General features: G+C 72.5%; 15 protein-coding genes. 6 read left to right on the plus strand and 9 right to left on the minus strand.

Translation table 11 applies throughout. From position 1 onward, the window contains the following. Nucleotides 1–15: 15 nt before the first annotated feature. Nucleotides 16–2,028 (plus strand): acyl CoA:acetate/3-ketoacid CoA transferase, encoded by a 2,013-nt coding sequence (locus tag BM419_RS19395; protein WP_020095069.1) that lies wholly within the window; start codon nt 16–18, stop codon nt 2,026–2,028. Then, the gene (locus BM419_RS19400) at nt 2,021–3,493 is read left to right on the plus strand and encodes an NAD-dependent succinate-semialdehyde dehydrogenase (RefSeq protein WP_020095068.1); all 1,473 of its coding nucleotides are present in this window, start codon (nt 2,021–2,023) and stop codon (nt 3,491–3,493) included. The genes BM419_RS19395 and BM419_RS19400 overlap by 8 nt, the downstream gene beginning before the upstream one ends. An 82-nt stretch (nt 3,494–3,575) precedes the next feature. Here BM419_RS19400 and BM419_RS19405 read toward each other — a convergent pair whose 3' ends face one another. From BM419_RS19405 to pedF, 9 genes are all read right to left on the minus strand, one after another. Further along, nucleotides 3,576–3,866 (minus strand): hypothetical protein, encoded by a 291-nt coding sequence (locus tag BM419_RS19405; protein ID WP_020095067.1) that lies wholly within the window; start codon nt 3,864–3,866, stop codon nt 3,576–3,578. Between the two features lie 73 nt (nt 3,867–3,939). Next, nucleotides 3,940–4,866: an efflux RND transporter periplasmic adaptor subunit gene (locus BM419_RS19410; protein WP_020095066.1), complete on the minus strand. Its 927-nt coding sequence runs from the start codon at nt 4,864–4,866 to the stop codon at nt 3,940–3,942. Beyond that, nucleotides 4,863–5,072, minus strand: a complete 210-nt coding sequence (locus BM419_RS19415) for a DUF1656 domain-containing protein (RefSeq protein WP_026605231.1) — start codon at nt 5,070–5,072, stop codon at nt 4,863–4,865. The genes BM419_RS19410 and BM419_RS19415 overlap by 4 nt, the downstream gene beginning before the upstream one ends. After that, the gene (locus BM419_RS19420; RefSeq protein ID WP_020095064.1) at nt 5,069–7,117 is read right to left on the minus strand and encodes an FUSC family protein; all 2,049 of its coding nucleotides are present in this window, start codon (nt 7,115–7,117) and stop codon (nt 5,069–5,071) included. Before BM419_RS19420 ends, BM419_RS19415 begins: the two co-directional genes overlap by 4 nt. Further along, nucleotides 7,114–7,245: a hypothetical protein gene (locus BM419_RS33250; RefSeq protein WP_020095063.1), complete on the minus strand. Its 132-nt coding sequence runs from the start codon at nt 7,243–7,245 to the stop codon at nt 7,114–7,116. The genes BM419_RS19420 and BM419_RS33250 overlap by 4 nt, the downstream gene beginning before the upstream one ends. Nucleotides 7,246–7,503: 258 nt before the next feature. Next, nucleotides 7,504–8,163: a response regulator gene (locus tag BM419_RS19430; RefSeq protein WP_020095062.1), complete on the minus strand. Its 660-nt coding sequence runs from the start codon at nt 8,161–8,163 to the stop codon at nt 7,504–7,506. A 174-nt stretch (nt 8,164–8,337) separates the two neighbouring features. Next, entirely contained in the window at nt 8,338–10,107 is a 1,770-nt protein-coding gene (locus BM419_RS19435) for a PQQ-dependent methanol/ethanol family dehydrogenase (protein WP_026605230.1), read from the minus strand. 347 nt (nt 10,108–10,454) lie between these two features. Continuing rightward, nucleotides 10,455–11,273, minus strand: a complete 819-nt coding sequence (locus BM419_RS19440) for a substrate-binding periplasmic protein (RefSeq protein WP_020095060.1) — start codon at nt 11,271–11,273, stop codon at nt 10,455–10,457. Nucleotides 11,274–11,304: 31 nt separating this feature from the next. Further along, the gene (gene pedF, locus BM419_RS19445; RefSeq protein WP_026605228.1) at nt 11,305–11,724 is read right to left on the minus strand and encodes a cytochrome c-550 PedF; all 420 of its coding nucleotides are present in this window, start codon (nt 11,722–11,724) and stop codon (nt 11,305–11,307) included. A gap of 226 nt (nt 11,725–11,950) precedes the next feature. On the opposite strand from pedF, the gene BM419_RS19450 reads away from it, so the two are divergent. The 4 genes from BM419_RS19450 to BM419_RS19465 all read left to right on the plus strand — a co-directional run bounded on the left by BM419_RS19450 (nt 11,951) and on the right by BM419_RS19465 (nt 17,599). Next, nucleotides 11,951–13,204: an ABC transporter substrate-binding protein gene (locus tag BM419_RS19450; RefSeq protein ID WP_020095058.1), complete on the plus strand. Its 1,254-nt coding sequence runs from the start codon at nt 11,951–11,953 to the stop codon at nt 13,202–13,204. Continuing rightward, the gene (locus BM419_RS19455) at nt 13,201–14,208 is read left to right on the plus strand and encodes a YVTN family beta-propeller repeat protein (protein ID WP_020095057.1); all 1,008 of its coding nucleotides are present in this window, start codon (nt 13,201–13,203) and stop codon (nt 14,206–14,208) included. Before BM419_RS19450 ends, BM419_RS19455 begins: the two co-directional genes overlap by 4 nt. A 317-nt stretch (nt 14,209–14,525) precedes the next feature. Next, the gene (locus BM419_RS19460) at nt 14,526–16,625 is read left to right on the plus strand and encodes a 4Fe-4S binding protein (protein ID WP_026605227.1); all 2,100 of its coding nucleotides are present in this window, start codon (nt 14,526–14,528) and stop codon (nt 16,623–16,625) included. Next, entirely contained in the window at nt 16,622–17,599 is a 978-nt protein-coding gene (locus BM419_RS19465) for an FAD:protein FMN transferase (RefSeq protein ID WP_020095055.1), read from the plus strand. Before BM419_RS19460 ends, BM419_RS19465 begins: the two co-directional genes overlap by 4 nt. The last annotated feature ends 130 nt before the right edge of the window (nt 17,600–17,729 follow it).

The raw sequence follows: 17,729 nt of genomic DNA on the forward strand, positions 1-17,729 counted from the left end.
TCGGGGGAGTGCCGCATGGGCAGCCTGAAGAACAAGATCGTCAGCGCCGACGAGGCCGCCGCCATCCTGCAGGACGGCGACATGGTGGCGGTCTCGGGCTTCGTCGGGATCGGCACGCCCGACGAGCTGATCCTGGCGCTCGCCCGCCGCTTCGAATCCGGCAACGGCCCGCACGGGATCGGCCTGATGTTCGCCGCCGCCCCCGGCGACGGCAAGGAGCGCGGCCTCAACAAGCTCGCGATCCCGGGCCTCGTCCGCCGCGTCGTCGGCGGCCACTGGGCGCTCGTGCCGAAGCTCGGCGCCATGGCGGTGGCGGGCGAGATCGAGGCCTACAACCTGCCGCTCGGCGTGGTCTCGCACCTCTACCGCGAGATCGCCGCCCACACGCCGGGCCACATCACCAAAGTGGGGTTACGCACCTTCGTCGACCCCCGTCTGGAGGGCGGCAAGCTCAACGCCGTGACGCAGGAAGACCTCGTCAGCGTGGTCGAGCTCGGCGGCGAGGCCTGGCTCCACTACAAGGCCTTCCCGGTCAACGTCGCGCTGATCCGCGGCACCACGGCCGACCCCGCCGGCAACATTACCATGGAGCGCGAGGCGCTCACCCTCGACAACCTCGCCGCCGCCATGGCGGCGAAGAACTCGGGTGGCTTCGTCATCGCCCAGGTCGAGCGGCTCGCCGAGGCCGGCTCTCTCAACCCGCGCGAGGTGCAGGTGCCCGGCGTGCTGGTCGATTGCGTGGTGCTCAGCACGCCCGAGAACCACCGCCAGACCTACGGCACGCCCTACAACCACGCCTTCACGGGCCGCCAGCGCGTGCCGCTCGACCGGATCGCCCCGATGCCGCTCGACACCCGCAAGGTCATCGCCCGGCGCTGCGCCTTCGAGCTCCCGCCGGGCGGCGTGGTCAATCTCGGTATCGGCATGCCCGAGGGCGTCGCGGCGGTCGCCGCCGAGGAGCGGGTGCTGAAATACCTGACGCTGACCGCCGAGCCCGGCGTGATCGGCGGCCTGCCGCAGGGTGGGCTGGATTTCGGCGCCGCCCTCAACCCGGCCGCGGTGCTGCACCAGAACCAGCAGTTCGACTTCTACGACGGCGGCGGCCTCGATCTCGCCTGCCTGGGCCTCGCCCAGTGCGACGCCGAGGGCAACGTCAACGTCAGCCGGTTCGGCAAGAAGCTCGCGGGCGCGGGCGGGTTCATCAACATCTCGCAGAACGCCAAGAGCCTCGTCTTCGCCGGCACGTTCACGGCCGACGGCCTCAAGGTGGCGGTGGAGGACGGCGGTATCCGGATCCTCAGCGAGGGCCGCTCGCGGAAATTCATCGCCGCGGTCGAGCAGGTGACCTTCTCGGGGGCCTACGCGGCCGAGCGCGGCCAGCCGGTGCTCTACGTGACCGAGCGCTGCGTGTTCCGCCGGACGCGGGCCGGCATGGAGCTGGTCGAGGTCGCGCCGGGCATCGACATCGCGCGCGACATCCTCGGCCAGATGGGCTTCACCCCAATCGTGCAGGATCCGCAGCCGATGGATCCGCGCCTGTTCCGCGAGTCCGTGATGGCGCTGGAGCCCTGGCTGCTGGGCCTCTCGCTGTCGGAGCGGATCAGCTACGACCCGGAGCGCAACATCCTGTTCTCGAACCTCGAGGGCTTCCAGGTCCGGACCATCGACGACGTCGAGCTGGTGCGCCGCGAATACGAGCGCGCCTGCCAGGAGATCGGCAGGAAGGTCCACCTGATCGCCAATTACGACGGGTTCGAGATCGACCCGACGGTGAGCGACGCCTACTTCTCGGCGATCGCCTATCTCGAAAACCGCTATTACGAGACCGCGTCCCGGTATACCACGAGCGCGTTCTTGCGATTGAAACTCGGCGCCTCGTTGGCGAGCCGCGACCTGGCTCCCCATGTCTTCGAGACAAAAGCCGAGGCGCAGGCGAGGAATACGGCCCAGAGCGTGCCTCTCAAGCCGCGGTCCGGCATGTCCCAGCCCGACATGCCGCGGCCGCCGAAGGAACCGTTGGATGCCTGAGTTCGAGACCCCCTCCCTGAAGGACCGCGCCCTGCTGGTCGATGCCTGCCTGATCGGCGGCGCATGGTCGAAGGCCGGTTCCGGCAGCATCGACGTCACCAACCCGGCGACCGGCGCGCTGATCGCCAAGGTGCCGAATGCCGGCGCCGACGAGACCCGGCAGGCGATCAAGGCGGCGCACGAGGCCTACCCGGCGTGGCGCGCCAAGACCGCCAACGAGCGCGCCGTGCTGCTGCGCAAGCTCGCGGCGCTCGTGACCGAGCATCAGGAGGATCTGGCGCAGATCCTCACCGCCGAGCAGGGCAAGTCGCTGACCGAGTCCCGCGGCGAGGTCGCCATGTCGGCCGCCTACGTGCTGTGGTTCGCGGAAGAGGCGCGCCGCGTCTACGGCGACGTGGTCCCCTCCCCCTGGGGCGACCGCAAGATTCTCGTCACCAAGGAGCCGGTCGGCGTCGTGGCGGCGATCACGCCGTGGAACTTCCCGTCCTCGATGATCGCCCGCAAGATCGCCCCGGCTCTGGCCGCCGGCTGCCCGATCGTGATCAAGCCCGCCTCGCAGACCCCGCTCTCCGGCCTCGCCTGGGGCGTCCTGTGCGAGCGCGCCGGCTTCCCGGCCGGCACGGTCTCGATCCTCACCGGCTCGGCCCGCGCCATCGGCGCCGAGATGACCGGCAACCCGCTCGTCAAGAAGATCACGTTCACCGGCTCCACCGAGGTCGGCAAGGTGCTGCTGGAGCAGGCCGCCCACACGGTGAAGAAGGTCTCGATGGAGCTCGGCGGCAACGCGCCCTTCATCGTGTTCGACGACGCCGACCTCGACAAGGCGGTGGCCGGCGCGATGCTCGCCAAGTACCGCAATTCCGGCCAGACCTGCATCTGCACCAACCGGTTCCTGGTGCAGGACGGGATCTACGACGCCTTCGCGGAGAAGATGGCCGAGGCGGCCAACCGCCTGAAGGTCGGCAACGGCGTCGAGGACGGCGTCGCCCAGGGGCCGCTGATCGACATGGCGGCCGTGGAGAAGACCGAGGCCCATATCCGCGACGCCGTGGAGAAGGGCGGCCGGGTGGTGGCGGGCGGCCACCGCCACGCGCTGGGCGGCCAGTTCTTCGAGCCGACGGTGATCACCGGCGCCACCCCCGCCATGGCGGTGGCCCGGGAAGAGACCTTCGGGCCGCTGGCGCCGCTGTTCCGCTTTCGCGACGAGGCGGAGGCGATCCGCATGGCCAACGACACCGAGTACGGGCTCGCCTGCTACTTCTACACCCGCGACCTCGGCCGGACCTTCCGAGTCGCGGAGGCGCTGGAATACGGCATGGTCGGGATCAACGAGGGGATCATCACCACCGAGGTGGCGCCCTTCGGCGGCGTGAAGGAATCCGGCCTCGGCCGAGAGGGCTCGTACCAGGGCATCGAGGATTACCTGAACACCAAGTACCTGTGCGTGGGCGGGCTCGGCGCGTAGGGCCGGGGCACACGCCGGTCCGGATCGGGACCTGACGGGTTCTCCCTCCCCCCGCGCAGGTGGGAGGGAGAACCGGCGGGGCCTACTTCCCGCTGGGCGCAGCGCCGCTGCCGGTGGCGCCGTTGCCCGAGCTGCTGCCGGCGGGGGCGCCGGGCGTGCTGACCCGCGGGCCGCCGCTGGTGCCGGGCGCCATGCCGGCGCCGGTGGACCCGGTGCTCTCCATCGAGCCGGTCCCGGTCCCGGTGCCGCCGACCGCGCCGGACTTGTTGACGTTGCCCTGGTTGGCGCCGCCGGTCTGCGGCGCCTGGGCCAGCGCCGCCCCGGACGTGGCGAGTACGAATGACGTGGCGAGGGCGAGGATCGTCTTCGACATGGGGCCTCCTGACAGGTCGTTGGGCTGTGGTGTGAGGCCAACCCGGGCGCGCCCGGATGGTTCGGTCGCGCCTTCAGCGGGCGAGCGCCTCGCGCCACGCCGTCCAGGGCCAGCGCAGGGGTTCCCCGCCGGCCGCCGGCGCGATCGAGACCGTCGCGGTCCGGCCGCTCACCAGCCGCGGATCCGCCGTGCCGCCGTCGAGGCTGATCCGCACCGGGATGCGCTGGGCGAGGCGCACCCACGAGAAGGTCGGGTTCACGTTCGCGAGCAGGTTGGAGGCGTCGCTGCGGCCGGTCTCGCCGATGCCGCCGGCGATGCTGGCGACGTGGCCGCGGAGCGCCCCGTCCTCGCCCATGAGCTCGACGGTCACGGGCGCGCCGACGCGGATCCGCGGCAGCTTCGTCTCCTCGAAGTAGCCCTCGACCCGGACGGTGTCGCTGTCGATCAGCGCCATCACGCCACGTCCGGTGGTGACGTAGGCGCCCGGCCGCAGCTCCATGTTGGTGATCCGGCCGTTGACCGGGGCGCGCACCGCCGAGCGTTCCAGGTTGAGCTTGGCGAGGTCGCGATCCGCCAAGCCCTGCTCGTAGGCGGCCCGCGCCGACAGGTCGGCCGCCTTGGCGGCCTCGACCCGCTGCTGCGACACCGCCGCGTCGGAGAGCCTGCTGTAGCGGGCGTAGTCGGCCGCCTCCTGCTCGGCGGTCGCCTTGCGGCCCTCCACCATCGCCTCCGCCTGCCGCAGCCCCAGGCGGAACCGGTCCGGATCGATCCGGAACAGGACGTCGCCCTTCCGCACGACCTGATTGTCCTCCACCAGCACCTCGGTGACGAGGCCGGAGACGTCGGGGGCCACCGCCACCACGTCGGCGCGCACGCGCCCGTCCCGGGTCCAGGGGGCGTCCATGTAGTAGTCCCACAGGCCGAGGCCGACGATCAGCGCCGCGGCGACCATGCCGAGGGTGACCAGGAGGCGGCCGAGGGCGGAGAACAGGGCGGTCATGGCAGGGTCCGGTGGGCGAGGGTCACCACGCCGCCGAGCAGGACGACGTAGAGGGCGAGGTCGAAGAGCGGCCGGTGCCAGACGAGGCGGTAGAGGCCGGTCGCCGCGAGCAGGCGGCGCAGCGGCAGGCCGAGGGCGAAGGCCAGCGCCATCCAGAGGGCGAGGCCCGGCACGAACACGCCGCAGAGGTCGATCTCGCCCATCATGCCGCCATCTCCCGGTGGTCCAGGGCGGGCGCCGCCCGGTAGGCCGCCGCGTCGGCGAAGAGCCCGCGGCGCAGGCCGGTGAGGCCGATCAGGGCGGCGCGCCGCTCCGGCGACGGGGCCGCGCCCGCGACGGCGTCGAGCGCCTCGTCCAGCGCCGCGAGCAGCGCCGCGTCCGGCCGGTCGGTCCGGCCGCGCAGCTGGCGCGCCGCCAGCGCGAGGACCCGGTCGACGGTGTTGCGGGCCGGGCCCGTCAGCCGCCGGCGCACCCGGCGAACCTCCACGAGGTTGATGCCCACCCGGACATCGGCCAGCAGGTCGCCCACGGAGGCGGACGTGTCCGCGGGCAGGCTCGCCAGCCGCGGCGCGATCAGGCCGACGCGGTCGAGCATGAGGGCCGCGAGTTCGAGCCCGTGGCCGGTGCCGCGCCCGTCCGCGGCGGCCGCGAGGCTGCGCCGGTTGATCCCGATCAGCCGCCGCGCGCTCCAGCCGGCGCCGACCGAGCGGATCACCCGGGTCACCGCGGCGGCGATCCACATGCCCACCACCGAGGCGATCACCCCGTTGGCGAAGGGCGCGAAGTCCCCGCTGTAACCGTTCTGGAGGGCCAGCAGGGTCGCGCCGTTCAGCGCCGCGCCCATGCCCATCGGGGCGGTGCGCGGCTGCGTCATCATCAGGCCGCACAGGATCAGGGCCGGTGCGAGCGCGAGCGCCAGCATCTCGAAGGAGGTGGCGAGCGGCAGCACGGCGAACAGGTAGAGGCCCGCGCCGAGGGCGCCGACGATCGCCGAGTTGGCGAAGCTCAGGATCTGCGGCGCGGGATCGTCCTGCGCGGCGAACAGGCAGCAGGCGACCGCGCCCATCATCGGCGCCGCGGAGCCGTCCGGCCAGCCGGTGGCGATCCAGATGGTGCAACAGGCGAGCAGGCCCGCGAACACCCCGAAGGCCGAGAACGCGGCCAGCCCGTGGTCCCGGTGGCGGATCGACCGGACGCGGGCCGTGTAGGCGAAGGCGAGCGGCGCGCGGGGCGCGGTGCCGACCGCGAGGTGGCCGCGCAGTACCCGCAGATCCTGGCGCAGGTCGATGACGTCGCGCAGGCGCGCCGCGAGGCTCGCGAGGAGGAGCGTGTTCCAGTCCGGCGCTCGGCCGAGGGCGGGCTCGAACCCGTCGATCCGGTCGCGCAGCCGCGCGGCGCGATCCGGATCGTCGACCTCGTCGGCGAGCCAGTCGATGAGGTCCGACAGGAAGGCCCGGACCCGCGCCGGAACAGCGCCGGCTTGCTCGAGGGCGGCGACGCGGTCCGCCACGGCGGCGACGATCGGCAGGACCATCAGCATGTGCTGACGGAGGGGCGCGAAGGCCTCGGCGGCGCGCTCCGCGCCCGTCGCCTCGTTGCGCAGGGCGAGGCCGAGGGCGTCGAGGCCGATCGCGTCCGAGGCGAGGCGCAGGCGCCGGCCCTGGCTCGGCCCAACGGCCTCCGGCGCGCGGGCGGCCGCGAGGGCGCTCCGGATCCAGGCCCGGGCCTCCGCCGACCAGTCGTTCAGCCGTCCGACGATGAGCGGGGCCGCCGATTGCGGCAGGATCAGCGTGGCGGCGAGGCTGGCGCAGACGATGCCGAGGGAGATCTCCTCGGCCCGCGCCACCGCCGTGTCGAAGATCGCCCCGGGATCGTCGACGGCGGGGAAACCGATCAGCGCCGCCGTGTAGCCGGCGAGCATCGGCAGGTAGCTCGCGGGGGTTCGGTCGAGGAGGGAGACGTAGAGGCAGAGCGCGACCCACAGCGCCACCGCGAGGCTCAGCAGGATCGGCGCGTTCACGAGGTTCGGCACCAGCACGACGCTGACCGCCGCGCCGAGCACGGTGCCGCAGACCCGGTACGCGGCCTTCGCGCGCGTCGCGCCGGAGAGGACCTGGCTGGTGATGTAGACGGTGCCGAGGGCCCAGTAGGGCCGCGGCAGGTCGATCCAGAGCGCGAGGTACAGGGCGAGCATCGCCGCCGCGTAGGTCTTCAGCGCGAAGGCCCAGTCGCGCCATGCGGGGAGGGTCACGGCACCGGCTCCGGCTCGGGCGCGGCCCCGACGGTGGCGCGGCGCCGGTGGCGGCCGGTGGTCAGGAGGGCGTGGGTGTCGATCTGCTGATGTCGCCCGCGCGTCGTCGGACCATCGATGCCGGTCACAACCTGATCCACCGTCGCGAGGAGCCGGCGAGGTCACCGGATCAATCGGCTCGCACGCCGATAGATAGCCTCATATCGATCTCGATTGAGGGATGCCGCGAGGGGATCAGGGCTGCGCCAGAAGAATGAGTCGACCCATAACTTGGGTTTGTTCTGCGGCGGGCGCATATAATCCGGTCGCTGCACGGGGCGGGTGCGGACGCGCAGCCGCCGTCGCGGCGATCCCCGAGCCGCAGGCCGGATCCCGCGATCGCGTCGTCAGGCCGAGTGGCTGTTGTGGATCTGGTCGAAGTCGAGGGACGCCGTGTCGATCACGATCTGCGTGCGGCTGATGACCTCGAGCTTGCGCAGGATCTCCGAGACGTGCGCCTTCACGGTCGAGTCGCCGACCTGGAGCTCGTGGGCGATCTGCTTGTTGAGCTTGCCCTGACGGATCATCATCAGGACCCGCAATTGCTGCGGCGTCAGCCGGGCGAGGCGCTCGGCCAGTGGCGCCTTCTTGGACCGGGGCGCGGGCGCACCGGCCTCGGCGAGCCCGGGCGGCAGAAACAGCGCCCCGCTCATCACCTCGGTGATCGCCCGGGTGAGCGTCGCCTTGTCCATGGCCTTGGGGACGAAGCCCGCCGCCCCGTGCTGCAGGGCCTCGCGGACGATGCGCGGATCCTCGTGGCCGGAGACGATCAGGATCGGGATGCGCGGGAAGCTCGCCCGGATGGTGATCAGCCCGTCGAAGCCGGTGACGCCGCGCATGGACAGGTCGAGGAGCGTCAGGTCGATGCCGCGGTTCGCGGCGAGCACCGCGCAGGCCGCCTCGATCCCGTCGGCCTCGTGCAGCACCGCGTCCGGGTGCGCGAGGCGGATCGTGGCCGCCAGGGCGTCGCGGAACAGCGGGTGGTCATCGACGATCAGGAGATGCACGGAGACCTCGGTCCTTCGCTCGAGATCCTCACAGGATCCGCCGAATACGCGGGCGGGAGGTCCGAAGGTGATCGATGCGGCCCCGGGGCGCAAGCGGGTGTTGAGACGACCGCCCGGCCCCGGGACCTGGGCGTGCCGACCCGCGGGGGCCGGCACGCTTCCGATTGAGCGCCTTCAGCGCGACGCCACCGTCTTCGGCAGCTTGAACGCCCAGAAGCTGCCGCCCTGGTTGATGCCGGCCGTCGACTTGGCGACCTCGCCGCCCCAGAGCGGCACCGCGCCGCCCCAGCCGGCCGCGACGCCGACCCACTGCTCGCCGTCCTGCTCCCAGGTGATCGGCGAGGAGACCACGCCGGTCCCGACCTGGAACTTCCAGACCTCCTCGCCGGTCTTGGCGTCGAAGGCCTTCAGGAAGCCCTCCGGCGTGCCGGTGAAGACGAGGTTGCCCGCGGTGGTGAGCACGCCGGCCCAGAGCGGGGCCTTGTTCTTGTACTCCCACACGACCTTGCCGGAGGCCGGGTCGATCGCCTTGAGCGAGCCGATATGGTCGTCGAAGACCGGCTTGATGGTGAAGCCGGCGCCGAGGTAGGCGGCACCCTTCTTGTAGTTCACCGGCTCGTTCCAGATATCCATGCCCCACTCGTTGGAGGGCACGTAGAACAGCTTGGTGTCGGGGCTGTAGCCGATCGGCATCCAGTTCTTGCCGCCGAGGAAGCTCGGCACCGCGAAGACCGACTTGCCCTTCTTGTCGTTGCCGGTCGCCTTGCTCGGGTCGCCGGGGCGGTTCTCCTCGTTGTAGATCGGGCGGCCGTTCTCATCGATGCCCTTGGCCCAGTTGATCTTCTCGACGAACGGCGTCGCCGAGATGAACTTCCCGTTGGTCCGGTCGAGGACGTAGAAGAAGCCGTTGCGGTCGGCGGTGGCGCCGGCCTTGATGGTCTTGCCGCCCTTGTTCAGGTCGAACGGCACGAACTCGTTGACGCCGTCGAAGTCCCAGCCGTCGTGCGGGGTGGTCTGGAAGCCCCAGACGATCTCGCCGTTGTCGGGGTTGAGGGCGAGCCGCGAGGAGGTCCACTTGTTGTCGCCCGGCCGCAGCCAGGAGTTCCACGGGCCGGGGTTGCCGGTGCCGAAGTAGATCAGGTTGGTCTCGGGATCGTAGGTGCCGCCGAGCCACGTGGCGCCGCCGCCGAATTTCCACATGTCGCCGGGCCAGCTCTCGTTGACCTTGCCGGTCATGGTCGAGGGCTTGCCGTTGAGCTCGCCCATGTGGCCCTCGATCACGGGCCGCTTCCACACGACCTCGCCGGTCTCGGCGTCGCGGGCCTCGATCCGCCCGATCACGCCGAACTCGCCGCCCGACACGCCGGTGATGATCTTGCCCTTCACGATGATCGGGGCGGCCGTGTAGCTGTAGCCGGCCTTGAAGTCGTCGATCTCCTTCCGCCAGACGACCTTGCCGGTCTTGGTGTTGAGCGCGACGAGCTTGGCGTCGAGCGTGCCGAAGTAGACGTTGTCCTTGTAGAGCGCGGCGCCGCGGTTCACGACGTCGCAGCAGGGCAGGATGCCCTCCGGCAGGCGGGCGTCGTACTCCCACTTCTTCTCGCCGCTGCGGGAATCGATCGCGTACATGCGCGAGTACGAGCCCGTGACGTAGATGATGCCGTCCTTGACCAGCGCCTGGCTCTCCTGGCCGCGCTGCTTCTCGCCGCCGAACGAGAACGACCACGCCGGGACGAGGCCCTTGATGTTGTCGCGGTTGAGCGTCTTCAGCGGGCTGAAGCGCTGGGCCTGCGGGCCGAGGCCGTAGGTGACCACGTCGCCGGGCGTCTTGGCGTCGTTGATGATGTCCTGCTCGGTGACCCCCTGGGCCATGGCCGGCAGGGCGCCGCCCGCCACGAGGGCGGCGACGCCCACCGCGGCGAGGAACCGGGTCCGCATTCTCATGACGTGTCCTCCGTGGTCGGCCCCGGTCCGTGTGGCCGGGGCATCCGGGTTTCGACGCGGGCCGCACGAGTCGCGGGGCGCCCCCTTGGAGGACGAAGCTATCGGGCTTCTCAGGAAAGTCTTATTGGCCATTGGTCCAATAAGGCCACTCTGCGGACCGGCGAATGCAATGTATTCGTCGAGATCGGCGCTCGGATTGGCGCGAATCCGACGGAGGTCTCGTTCGGGAGATCTGATGTTCGCTCTTACCGTCATCGCGAGCGCAGCGAAGCGACCCAGGGCAGCACAGCATCCCACGATGGCGCGCTGTCTGGATCGCTTCGCTGCGCTCGCGATGACGGATGCGCTCAATACCCCTTCGGCGGCGCGTAGGTGACGCCGTAGCTCTCGCAGATCGCCCTGAGCCGACCCTCCGCGTTCAGTGCCGTGATCGCGTCCCCGACCGCGTAGGCGAGGTCGCGGGAATCGGTCCTCACCGCGCCGCCGATCTCCCAGCGCGTTTTCACCAGCCCCGTCGACGGGACCGTGGCGATCGGGTTGTCGTCCTTCGGGGCCTTCGCGGCAAACAGGGCCGCCGCGATCGCCGCGCGGCTCCCGGCCAGGATCGGCGCCTCGCCGGCGAGGTAGGCCTTCGCGGCCTCCTCGAAGCTCCTGTAGTGCTTCAGGTTCGGGCGGAAGCGGCCGCCCTGGGCGGTCAGCAGCATCAGGTCGGCGGCGCCCGTGCCCTCCAGCGCGACGCTCCGGTCGCCGATGTCGTCGAGGCTGTCGAAGCCGTCCAGCGCGCCCTTGCGGTACGCGAAGGCGATCTCCTGCTCGAAATACGGCGCCGTGAAGAACACCTGCTCGTTGCGCAGGGCGAGCTGCCGGTCAGTCGGCACGTGCAGCATCAGGTCGGCGAGCGGCGTGCCGGCGAGGTCGCCGCGCCACAGGGTCAGGCGCAGGTCGCCGTCGACGTTCTCGCCGGCGTCGACCACGCGCAGGTCGAGCTTCACCTTGAGCGCGTCGGCGATCGCGCGGGCGAGATCGACGTCGATGCCGCGGGGCCTGCCGGTCTCCTCCGCGGAGAACGGCGCGTTGTCGCCGTAGACCGCCACCCGCAGGGTGCCGTCGGCCACGATCTGGTCGAGGGGGCGCGCCGCCGCTTCCGGCTGGAACCGGAGGGCCATGAGCAGGCCGCAGGCGAGAAGGAGCCGTGCGCTAATCCTCATGCTTCGACTCGATGTAGCTCCGGATCGCCCACAGGCCCTCCTGCGAGATCACACCCTCGAAGGCCGGCATCTTGGTCACGCCGTTGATGACGGCGCCGTGCTTCATGCGCTCGACGAAGTACTCGTCGCCCTCCTTGCCCTGCGGCAGGTAGCGCAGGTCCGGGGCGAGTCCGCCGGAGATCATCTCCAGGCCGTGGCAGCGGGCGCAGTTCTGGTTGAAGCCCGAGGCGCCGATCGCGATGGCGTGCTTGTCGTCCTTGTAGGGGTTCTCGGCGACCCACTCGGCGCCCAGCGGCTTGAGGCCGTCGGTGTTGACCGGCTGGGGCTGGACATCGCCGTGCCCGAGGGCGCCGCCGGCGGCCAGGGCCAGTCCCAGCGCCGCGAGCACGCCGCCCGCCGCCGTCTTCATCGTGCGCATCCGCCCCTCCCGTCGTCGTTGCACAACGGTTAGCAAGTACCGGGCGGCGGACCCATTATGCTTTGGTACGGATCGGCCAGATTAGCGCCATCGACGACTTGTGTTGCGCTGCACCAAACCCGGTTTGTGCACCTTGGTCTAATATCGGAGGGCGCAACTCCGCTCCTAGACTCCCGGCCAAAGACGAGCGCCGCGGGGCTGGAGGAGACGGGCGGGGATGGTGTCCTCCGGTGCGCGGCGGCCCGGGATGCGCGGCGGGCCATGGGCCGGCCTGCGGCGCGCCGTCGTGCTGGCGGCCGTGGCGGCCATGGCGACCCTGGCGCCGGTCGCGCAGGGGCGGGCCGCGCCCGCGCCGGCAGGCCCGCCCCTGACGATCCGCTACCTGGAGCGGCGGGTCGAGCGGCCGGCGCCGCTGAACAACGAGGACCCGATCCCCGACGACGAGGGCGCCAAGGGCGCGGAACTCGGCCTGCGCGATTCCAACGCCACCGGCCGGTTCCTCGGCCTCGGCTTCGACCTCGGCACCACGATCGTCGAGCCGGCCGCCGACATCCGCCAGGCTTTCCGGGACCTCGCCGACCGGCGCTTCGTGGTGCTCAACGCCCCGGCCGCCGACGTCCTCGCCCTGGCCGACCTGCCGGAGGCGAAGGGCAGCGTGCTCCTTAACATCGGCGCCCCGGACACGCGCCTGCGCGACGCCGATTGCCGCCGGAACCTGCTCCACGTCCTGCCGTCCCGCGCCATGCTGTCCGACGCGCTGGTGCAGTTCCTGGCGTTCAAGCGCTGGTCCCGGATCCTGCTGGTGACCGGGCCGGCGCCAGCTGACGCGCTCTTCGCCGAGGCGCTGCGGCGCAGCGCGAGGAAGTTCGGCGCGCGGATCGTCGCCGAGACGCGCTACGACCCGCAGGGGGGCGACGTCCGCGACACGGCCCTGCGCGAGTTCGCCCTGCCGACCCGCGGGCCCGAGCACGACGTGGTCGCGGTGGCCGACGAGGCCGGCGCGTTCGGCGCGAGCCTCAACTACAACACCGCCTCGCCCCGGCCCCTCGTCGGCACGCAGGGCCTCGCGCCGGCCGCCTGGGGTCGGCCCGTCGAGGCCTGGGCCGCCGTCCAGCTCCAGGGGCGGTTCCGGAAGCTCGCCGGCCGCGCCATGCGGCCCGTCGACTGGGCCGGCTGGATGGCGGTGCACGTCGTCGGCGAGGCGGCCGTGAAGGCGCGCAGCACCGACCCCGCGGCGGTCCGCGCCGCCCTGACGGCGCCCGGCTTCGAGATCGGCGGCTTCAAGGGCCGCCCCCTGAGCTTCCGCGCCTGGGACGGGCAGCTGCGCCAGCCGGTCTTCCTGCTCTGGCCCGGGGCCGTCACCGCGACGGCGCCGATCGAGGGCTTCCTCCACCACCGCACGGAACTCGACACGCTCGGCCTCGACGCGCCCGAGAGTGCCTGCCGCGCCTTCTCGGGGACGTCAGAATGACCCGGCTCGCCGCCCTCGCGCTACTGCTCTGCCTCGCGGGCCCCGCGCGGGCCGAGGAGATCTTCGTCTCGAACGAGCGCGACAACACCGTCTCGGTGATCGACGGCGACAGCCTGGAGGTGCTGCGCACCTTCCCGGTCGGCCGTCGGCCCCGCGGGCTGACCTTCTCGCGCGACGGGCGGTCGCTCTACGTCTGCGCCAGCGACTCCGACGCCGTGCAGGTGATCGACCCGGAGACCGGGCAGGTGCGGCACGACCTGCCCTCGGGCGAGGACCCGGAGCAGTTCGCCCTGGCGCCCGACGGGCGCACCCTGTTCATCGCCAACGAGGAGAACGCCACCACCACGGTGGTGGACGCGCAGACCCGCCGGGTGCTGGCGCAGATCGACGTCGGCATCGAGCCGGAGGGCGTCGCGGTGAGCCCGGACGGGCGCACGGCCGTCACGACCTCCGAGACGACCAACATGGTCCACTGGATCGACACGGCGACACTCGCGGCCGTGGACGCGACGCCGGTCGGGCAGCGGCCGCGCTTCGCCGCCTTCACGGCCGACGGGTCCCGGCTGTGGGCGTCCTCGGAGATCGGCGGCACCGTGTCGGTGATCGACGTCGCCACACGCGCGGTGATCGCGACGATCGAGTTCGCCGTGAAGGGAATCGCGGCCGACCGGATCCAGCCGGTGGGCATCCAGATGGCCAAGGACGGGCGCCACGCCTTCGTGGCGCTGGGGCCGTCCGACCGGGTCGCCGTGGTGGATACCGCGACCTACCGGGTGGAGAGCTACATCCTGGTCGGCCGCCGGGTCTGGCAGCTCGCGCTCAACGCGGCGGGCACGCGGCTCTTCACCACCAACGGCGTCTCCGGCGACGTGACGGTGATCGACGCCGCGACGTTCCGGCCGATCAAGACCGTGAAGGTCGGCCGCTTCCCCTGGGGCGCGGCGGCGCGGCCGATGCCTTCGGCGCAGGCGACGGACGGGCGCGCCGCCGGTGCGGTGCCGTGACTCGTCCGCAGTCCGGAGCGCGGGTCCCCTGTCCCGTTCGGGAGAGGGACAGGGTGAGGGACGTGCGGCATCCGGGACAGGCTCTCCCGGCCCGCACGTCGACAGCGTGCTCCATCCTCGACGTCCCGATCCCTCACCCTGTCCCTCTCCCGAACGGGACAGGGGCCCGGTCGCGCACTGCCGCCGGCGTCCGTGCTCGGTCCGGATGGGTGACCGACGCGGCCAGGGGCGGAGGGAGGGATAAGGCGCGGCCGCTGCGGAGCGCACCGTCTCCCAGGCCGCCCGCGCCGCGCACCGCCCTGGCCCGGGGCGCGGGCCTGCTCCTGCGCGCCGCGCTGCTCCTTCTCGCCCTGCTCCTGTCGACCCTTCCGGCCCGGGCCGGCCAGCTCGATCGCGCGGGCGTCGAACGCCACTTCCCGCCCCCGCTGGTGGTCGGCGAGAAGGACGACAGGCTCCCGGTCTGGCCGATCCTGAAGCAGCAGGCCGGGTCCTACGAGGTCTTCGCCTACGCGTTCGAATCCGTCGACCTCGCGCCGATCCCTGGCTTCGGGGGCACGCCCCCCGACCTGCTGATCGCGCTCGCCCCCGACGGGACCTTCCGGGACGTGACGGTGCTCTCGCACCACGAGCCGGTCTTCCTCGAGGGGCTCGGCCCGGAGCCGCTCCTCGCCTTCGTCGAGCAGTATGCCGGCCTGTCGGCCCGGCAGGCGATCCGGGTCGGGCGGCCCAACGCGCGGGCCGCCGGCGCCGCGCCGCAGACCACCGTCGACGGCATCTCCATGGCCACCGCCTCGACCCGGGTGATCAACCAGTCCATCCTGGCCTCGGCGCTGGCGGTCGCCCGCGCGAAGCTCGGCTTCGGGGCGGCCAATGTCGGCCTGAAGGTCGAGGCGAAGCTCGACCTCTACGAGCCCCTGACCCTGGCCGACCTCCTCGCCCGGGGCTGGGTCCGGCGGTTAACGGTCACGAACGCGGACGCCGCCGCGGCCTTCCGGGGCACCGGCGTGGCCGATCCGTCCGAGGGTCCGGCCGACGCCGTGCTGACCGACCTCTACGTCGCCGCCCTGGACCCGCCCTCGATCGGCCGCAACCTGCTGGGGCCGGCGCGCTACGACGCGCTCATGCGCGAGCTCGGTCCCGGCAACCACGCCGTGATGGTCGTCAGCGCCGGGCCGGAGGACGCGCCCGAGAACCCGGTCGGCGACCGGTTCGTGCTGGGCGCCGTCCCCGACCGGCTGGCGATCGGCCAGGCCGGCCTGATCGTGAACGCGCGCGACATGGCGGTGGAGCGCCGCGACGCCGGCCTCGCCGAGGGGCTGCCGCCCGGCCCCTGGACGATCCTGCGGATCGACCAGGCCGCCGGCTTCGACCCGTCCGCGCCCTGGGTGCTGACCGAGACGATCGTCCGCGAGCGCGGGCAGATCCTGTCGGAGAAGATCGCCCGGACCTTCACGGTCGAGACCGTCCTGCCCGCCGACCTGTTCACGCGGGTCCGGCCCGATGACGGGCCGAGCTGGACCGACTCCTGGCGGGCCCGGGCGCCCGAACTCGCGCTGATCGGGCTGATGCTCGCGGTGCTGGTGCCGCTCCTGAGCCGCCATCGCGGGCTGGTGGCGGACCAGCGCCGCTTCCCCCTCTTCCGCCTCGGCTTCCTGGCGCTGACCCTCGGCTTCGTCGGCTGGTACGCGCAGGCGCAACTCTCGATCGTGACCCTCGTCGGCCTCGTGCGGGCCGCCACCGTGACCCACGACCTCGCCTTCCTGCTCTACGACCCGCCCTCGCTGGTGCTCTGGGCCTTCGCGCTGGCCGCCCTGGTGGCCTGGGGGCGCGGCACGTTCTGCGGCTGGCTCTGCCCCTTCGGCGCGCTGCAGGAACTCGTCGCGCTGCTCGCCCGGCCGCTGCGCATCCGCCCGGTCGCGGTGCCGCCCGGCCTCGACCGGTCGCTGCGGTCGCTGAAATACGTCGTGCTCGCCGGCATCCTCGGTGCCGCCGCCGCGGGGTCGCCCCTCGCCGACACCCTGTCCGAGGTCGAGCCGTTCAAGACCGCCATCACCCTGTACTTCGTCCGGGCGTGGCCGTTCGTTGCCTACGCGGCCGGGCTGCTGGTGCTCAACCTGCTCGTCTACAAGGGCTTCTGCCGCTACCTGTGCCCGCTCGGCGCCGCCCTCGCCCTCCTCGGGCGGGTCCGCGTCCTCGACTGGATCCCGCGCCGGGCGGAGTGCGGCTCGCCGTGCCAGCTCTGCAAGGTCCGCTGCCGCTACGGCGCCATCGCGCCCTCCGGCCGGGTCGACTACGCCGAGTGCTTCCAGTGCATGGAGTGCGTGACGATCATCCACGATCCCGGGCAGTGCGTGCCGCAGGTCGTGGCGCGCAAGCGGGGCCGCCGCGCCGCGCACCGGCCGGTGACCGTCGGATGAGCGCGCCGCCGCCCTTCGCGCCGGCCCGGCGCCGGCTCCTCGTCGGGGCCGCGGGGCTGGCCGCGCTCGGCGGCGTCGCGGCGTTCCGCGCCGCCGCGGCGTCGCGCGGGCTGGCGCTGCGCACCCGCGCCGGCCTCGCCTTCGGCACCACCGTGGCCCTGACCGCCGCCGGGCCCGACCCGTCCGCGGTCGAGGCTGCGCTCGACGACGGGTTCGCGGCGATGCGCGCCGTGGAGGCGGCCGCCAGCCTGTTCCGGGCCGACAGCGCCCTGGCCCGCCTCAACCGGGACGGGTCCCTCGAGGCGCCCGACCCGCACCTGCTCGCCCTGCTGCGCTTCGCCCTCGCCCTCGCGGCCGAGACCGGCGGCGCCTTCGACCCGACCGTCCAGCCGCTCTGGCCGGTCTGGGCCGGCGCGGCCGCCCGCGGTGAGCGCCCCGGGGCGGAGGCCCTGCGGGGGGCCCTGTCGCGGGTCGGCTGGCGGCGCGTGCGGGTCGCGACGGACCGGATCGTCCTGGAGCCCGGGACGGCCCTGACGCTGAACGCCTTGATACAGGGCTACGCGGCCGACCAGGTCATGGCGGCTTTCCGGGCGCGCGGCATCGACGACGCCTTCGTGGATACCGGCGAGTTCGGCGCCGCCGGCGCGCATCCGGACGGCGCGCCCTGGCGCCTCGGGCTGGCCGATCCCCGCCATCCCGGCGACATCGCCGCCGTCATCGCCCCGTTCACCGGCTTCGCCGCGACCTCGGGCGACTACAACATGAGCTTCTCGCACGACCGCACCGACCACCACATCTTCGACCCGGCCACCGGCCGGTCGCCGCGCGGCCTGTCGTCGGTGACGGTCACTGCGCCGACGGGGCTCGTCGCCGACGGGCTGTCGACCGCCTGCATGGTCCTGGGCCGCGCGCGCGGCGCGGACCTCGTCGCGGCCCGTCCGGGCTGCGCCGTGCGCTTCACCGGGAAGGGCTGACACATCCGGCCCCGTCGTGCGGGGCGAGCCCCGAACCGCGGCGCGCGCCCTGCCCTCCCGGGGCCGATGGCTCTACGGAGGGTCCGATCTGCGGCGCAGGCCCTGCATGCGCCCGGACCGGAGAGGACCG

The organism is Methylobacterium sp. yr668 (assembly GCF_900116245.1).
Classification (GTDB): domain Bacteria; phylum Pseudomonadota; class Alphaproteobacteria; order Rhizobiales; family Beijerinckiaceae; genus Methylobacterium.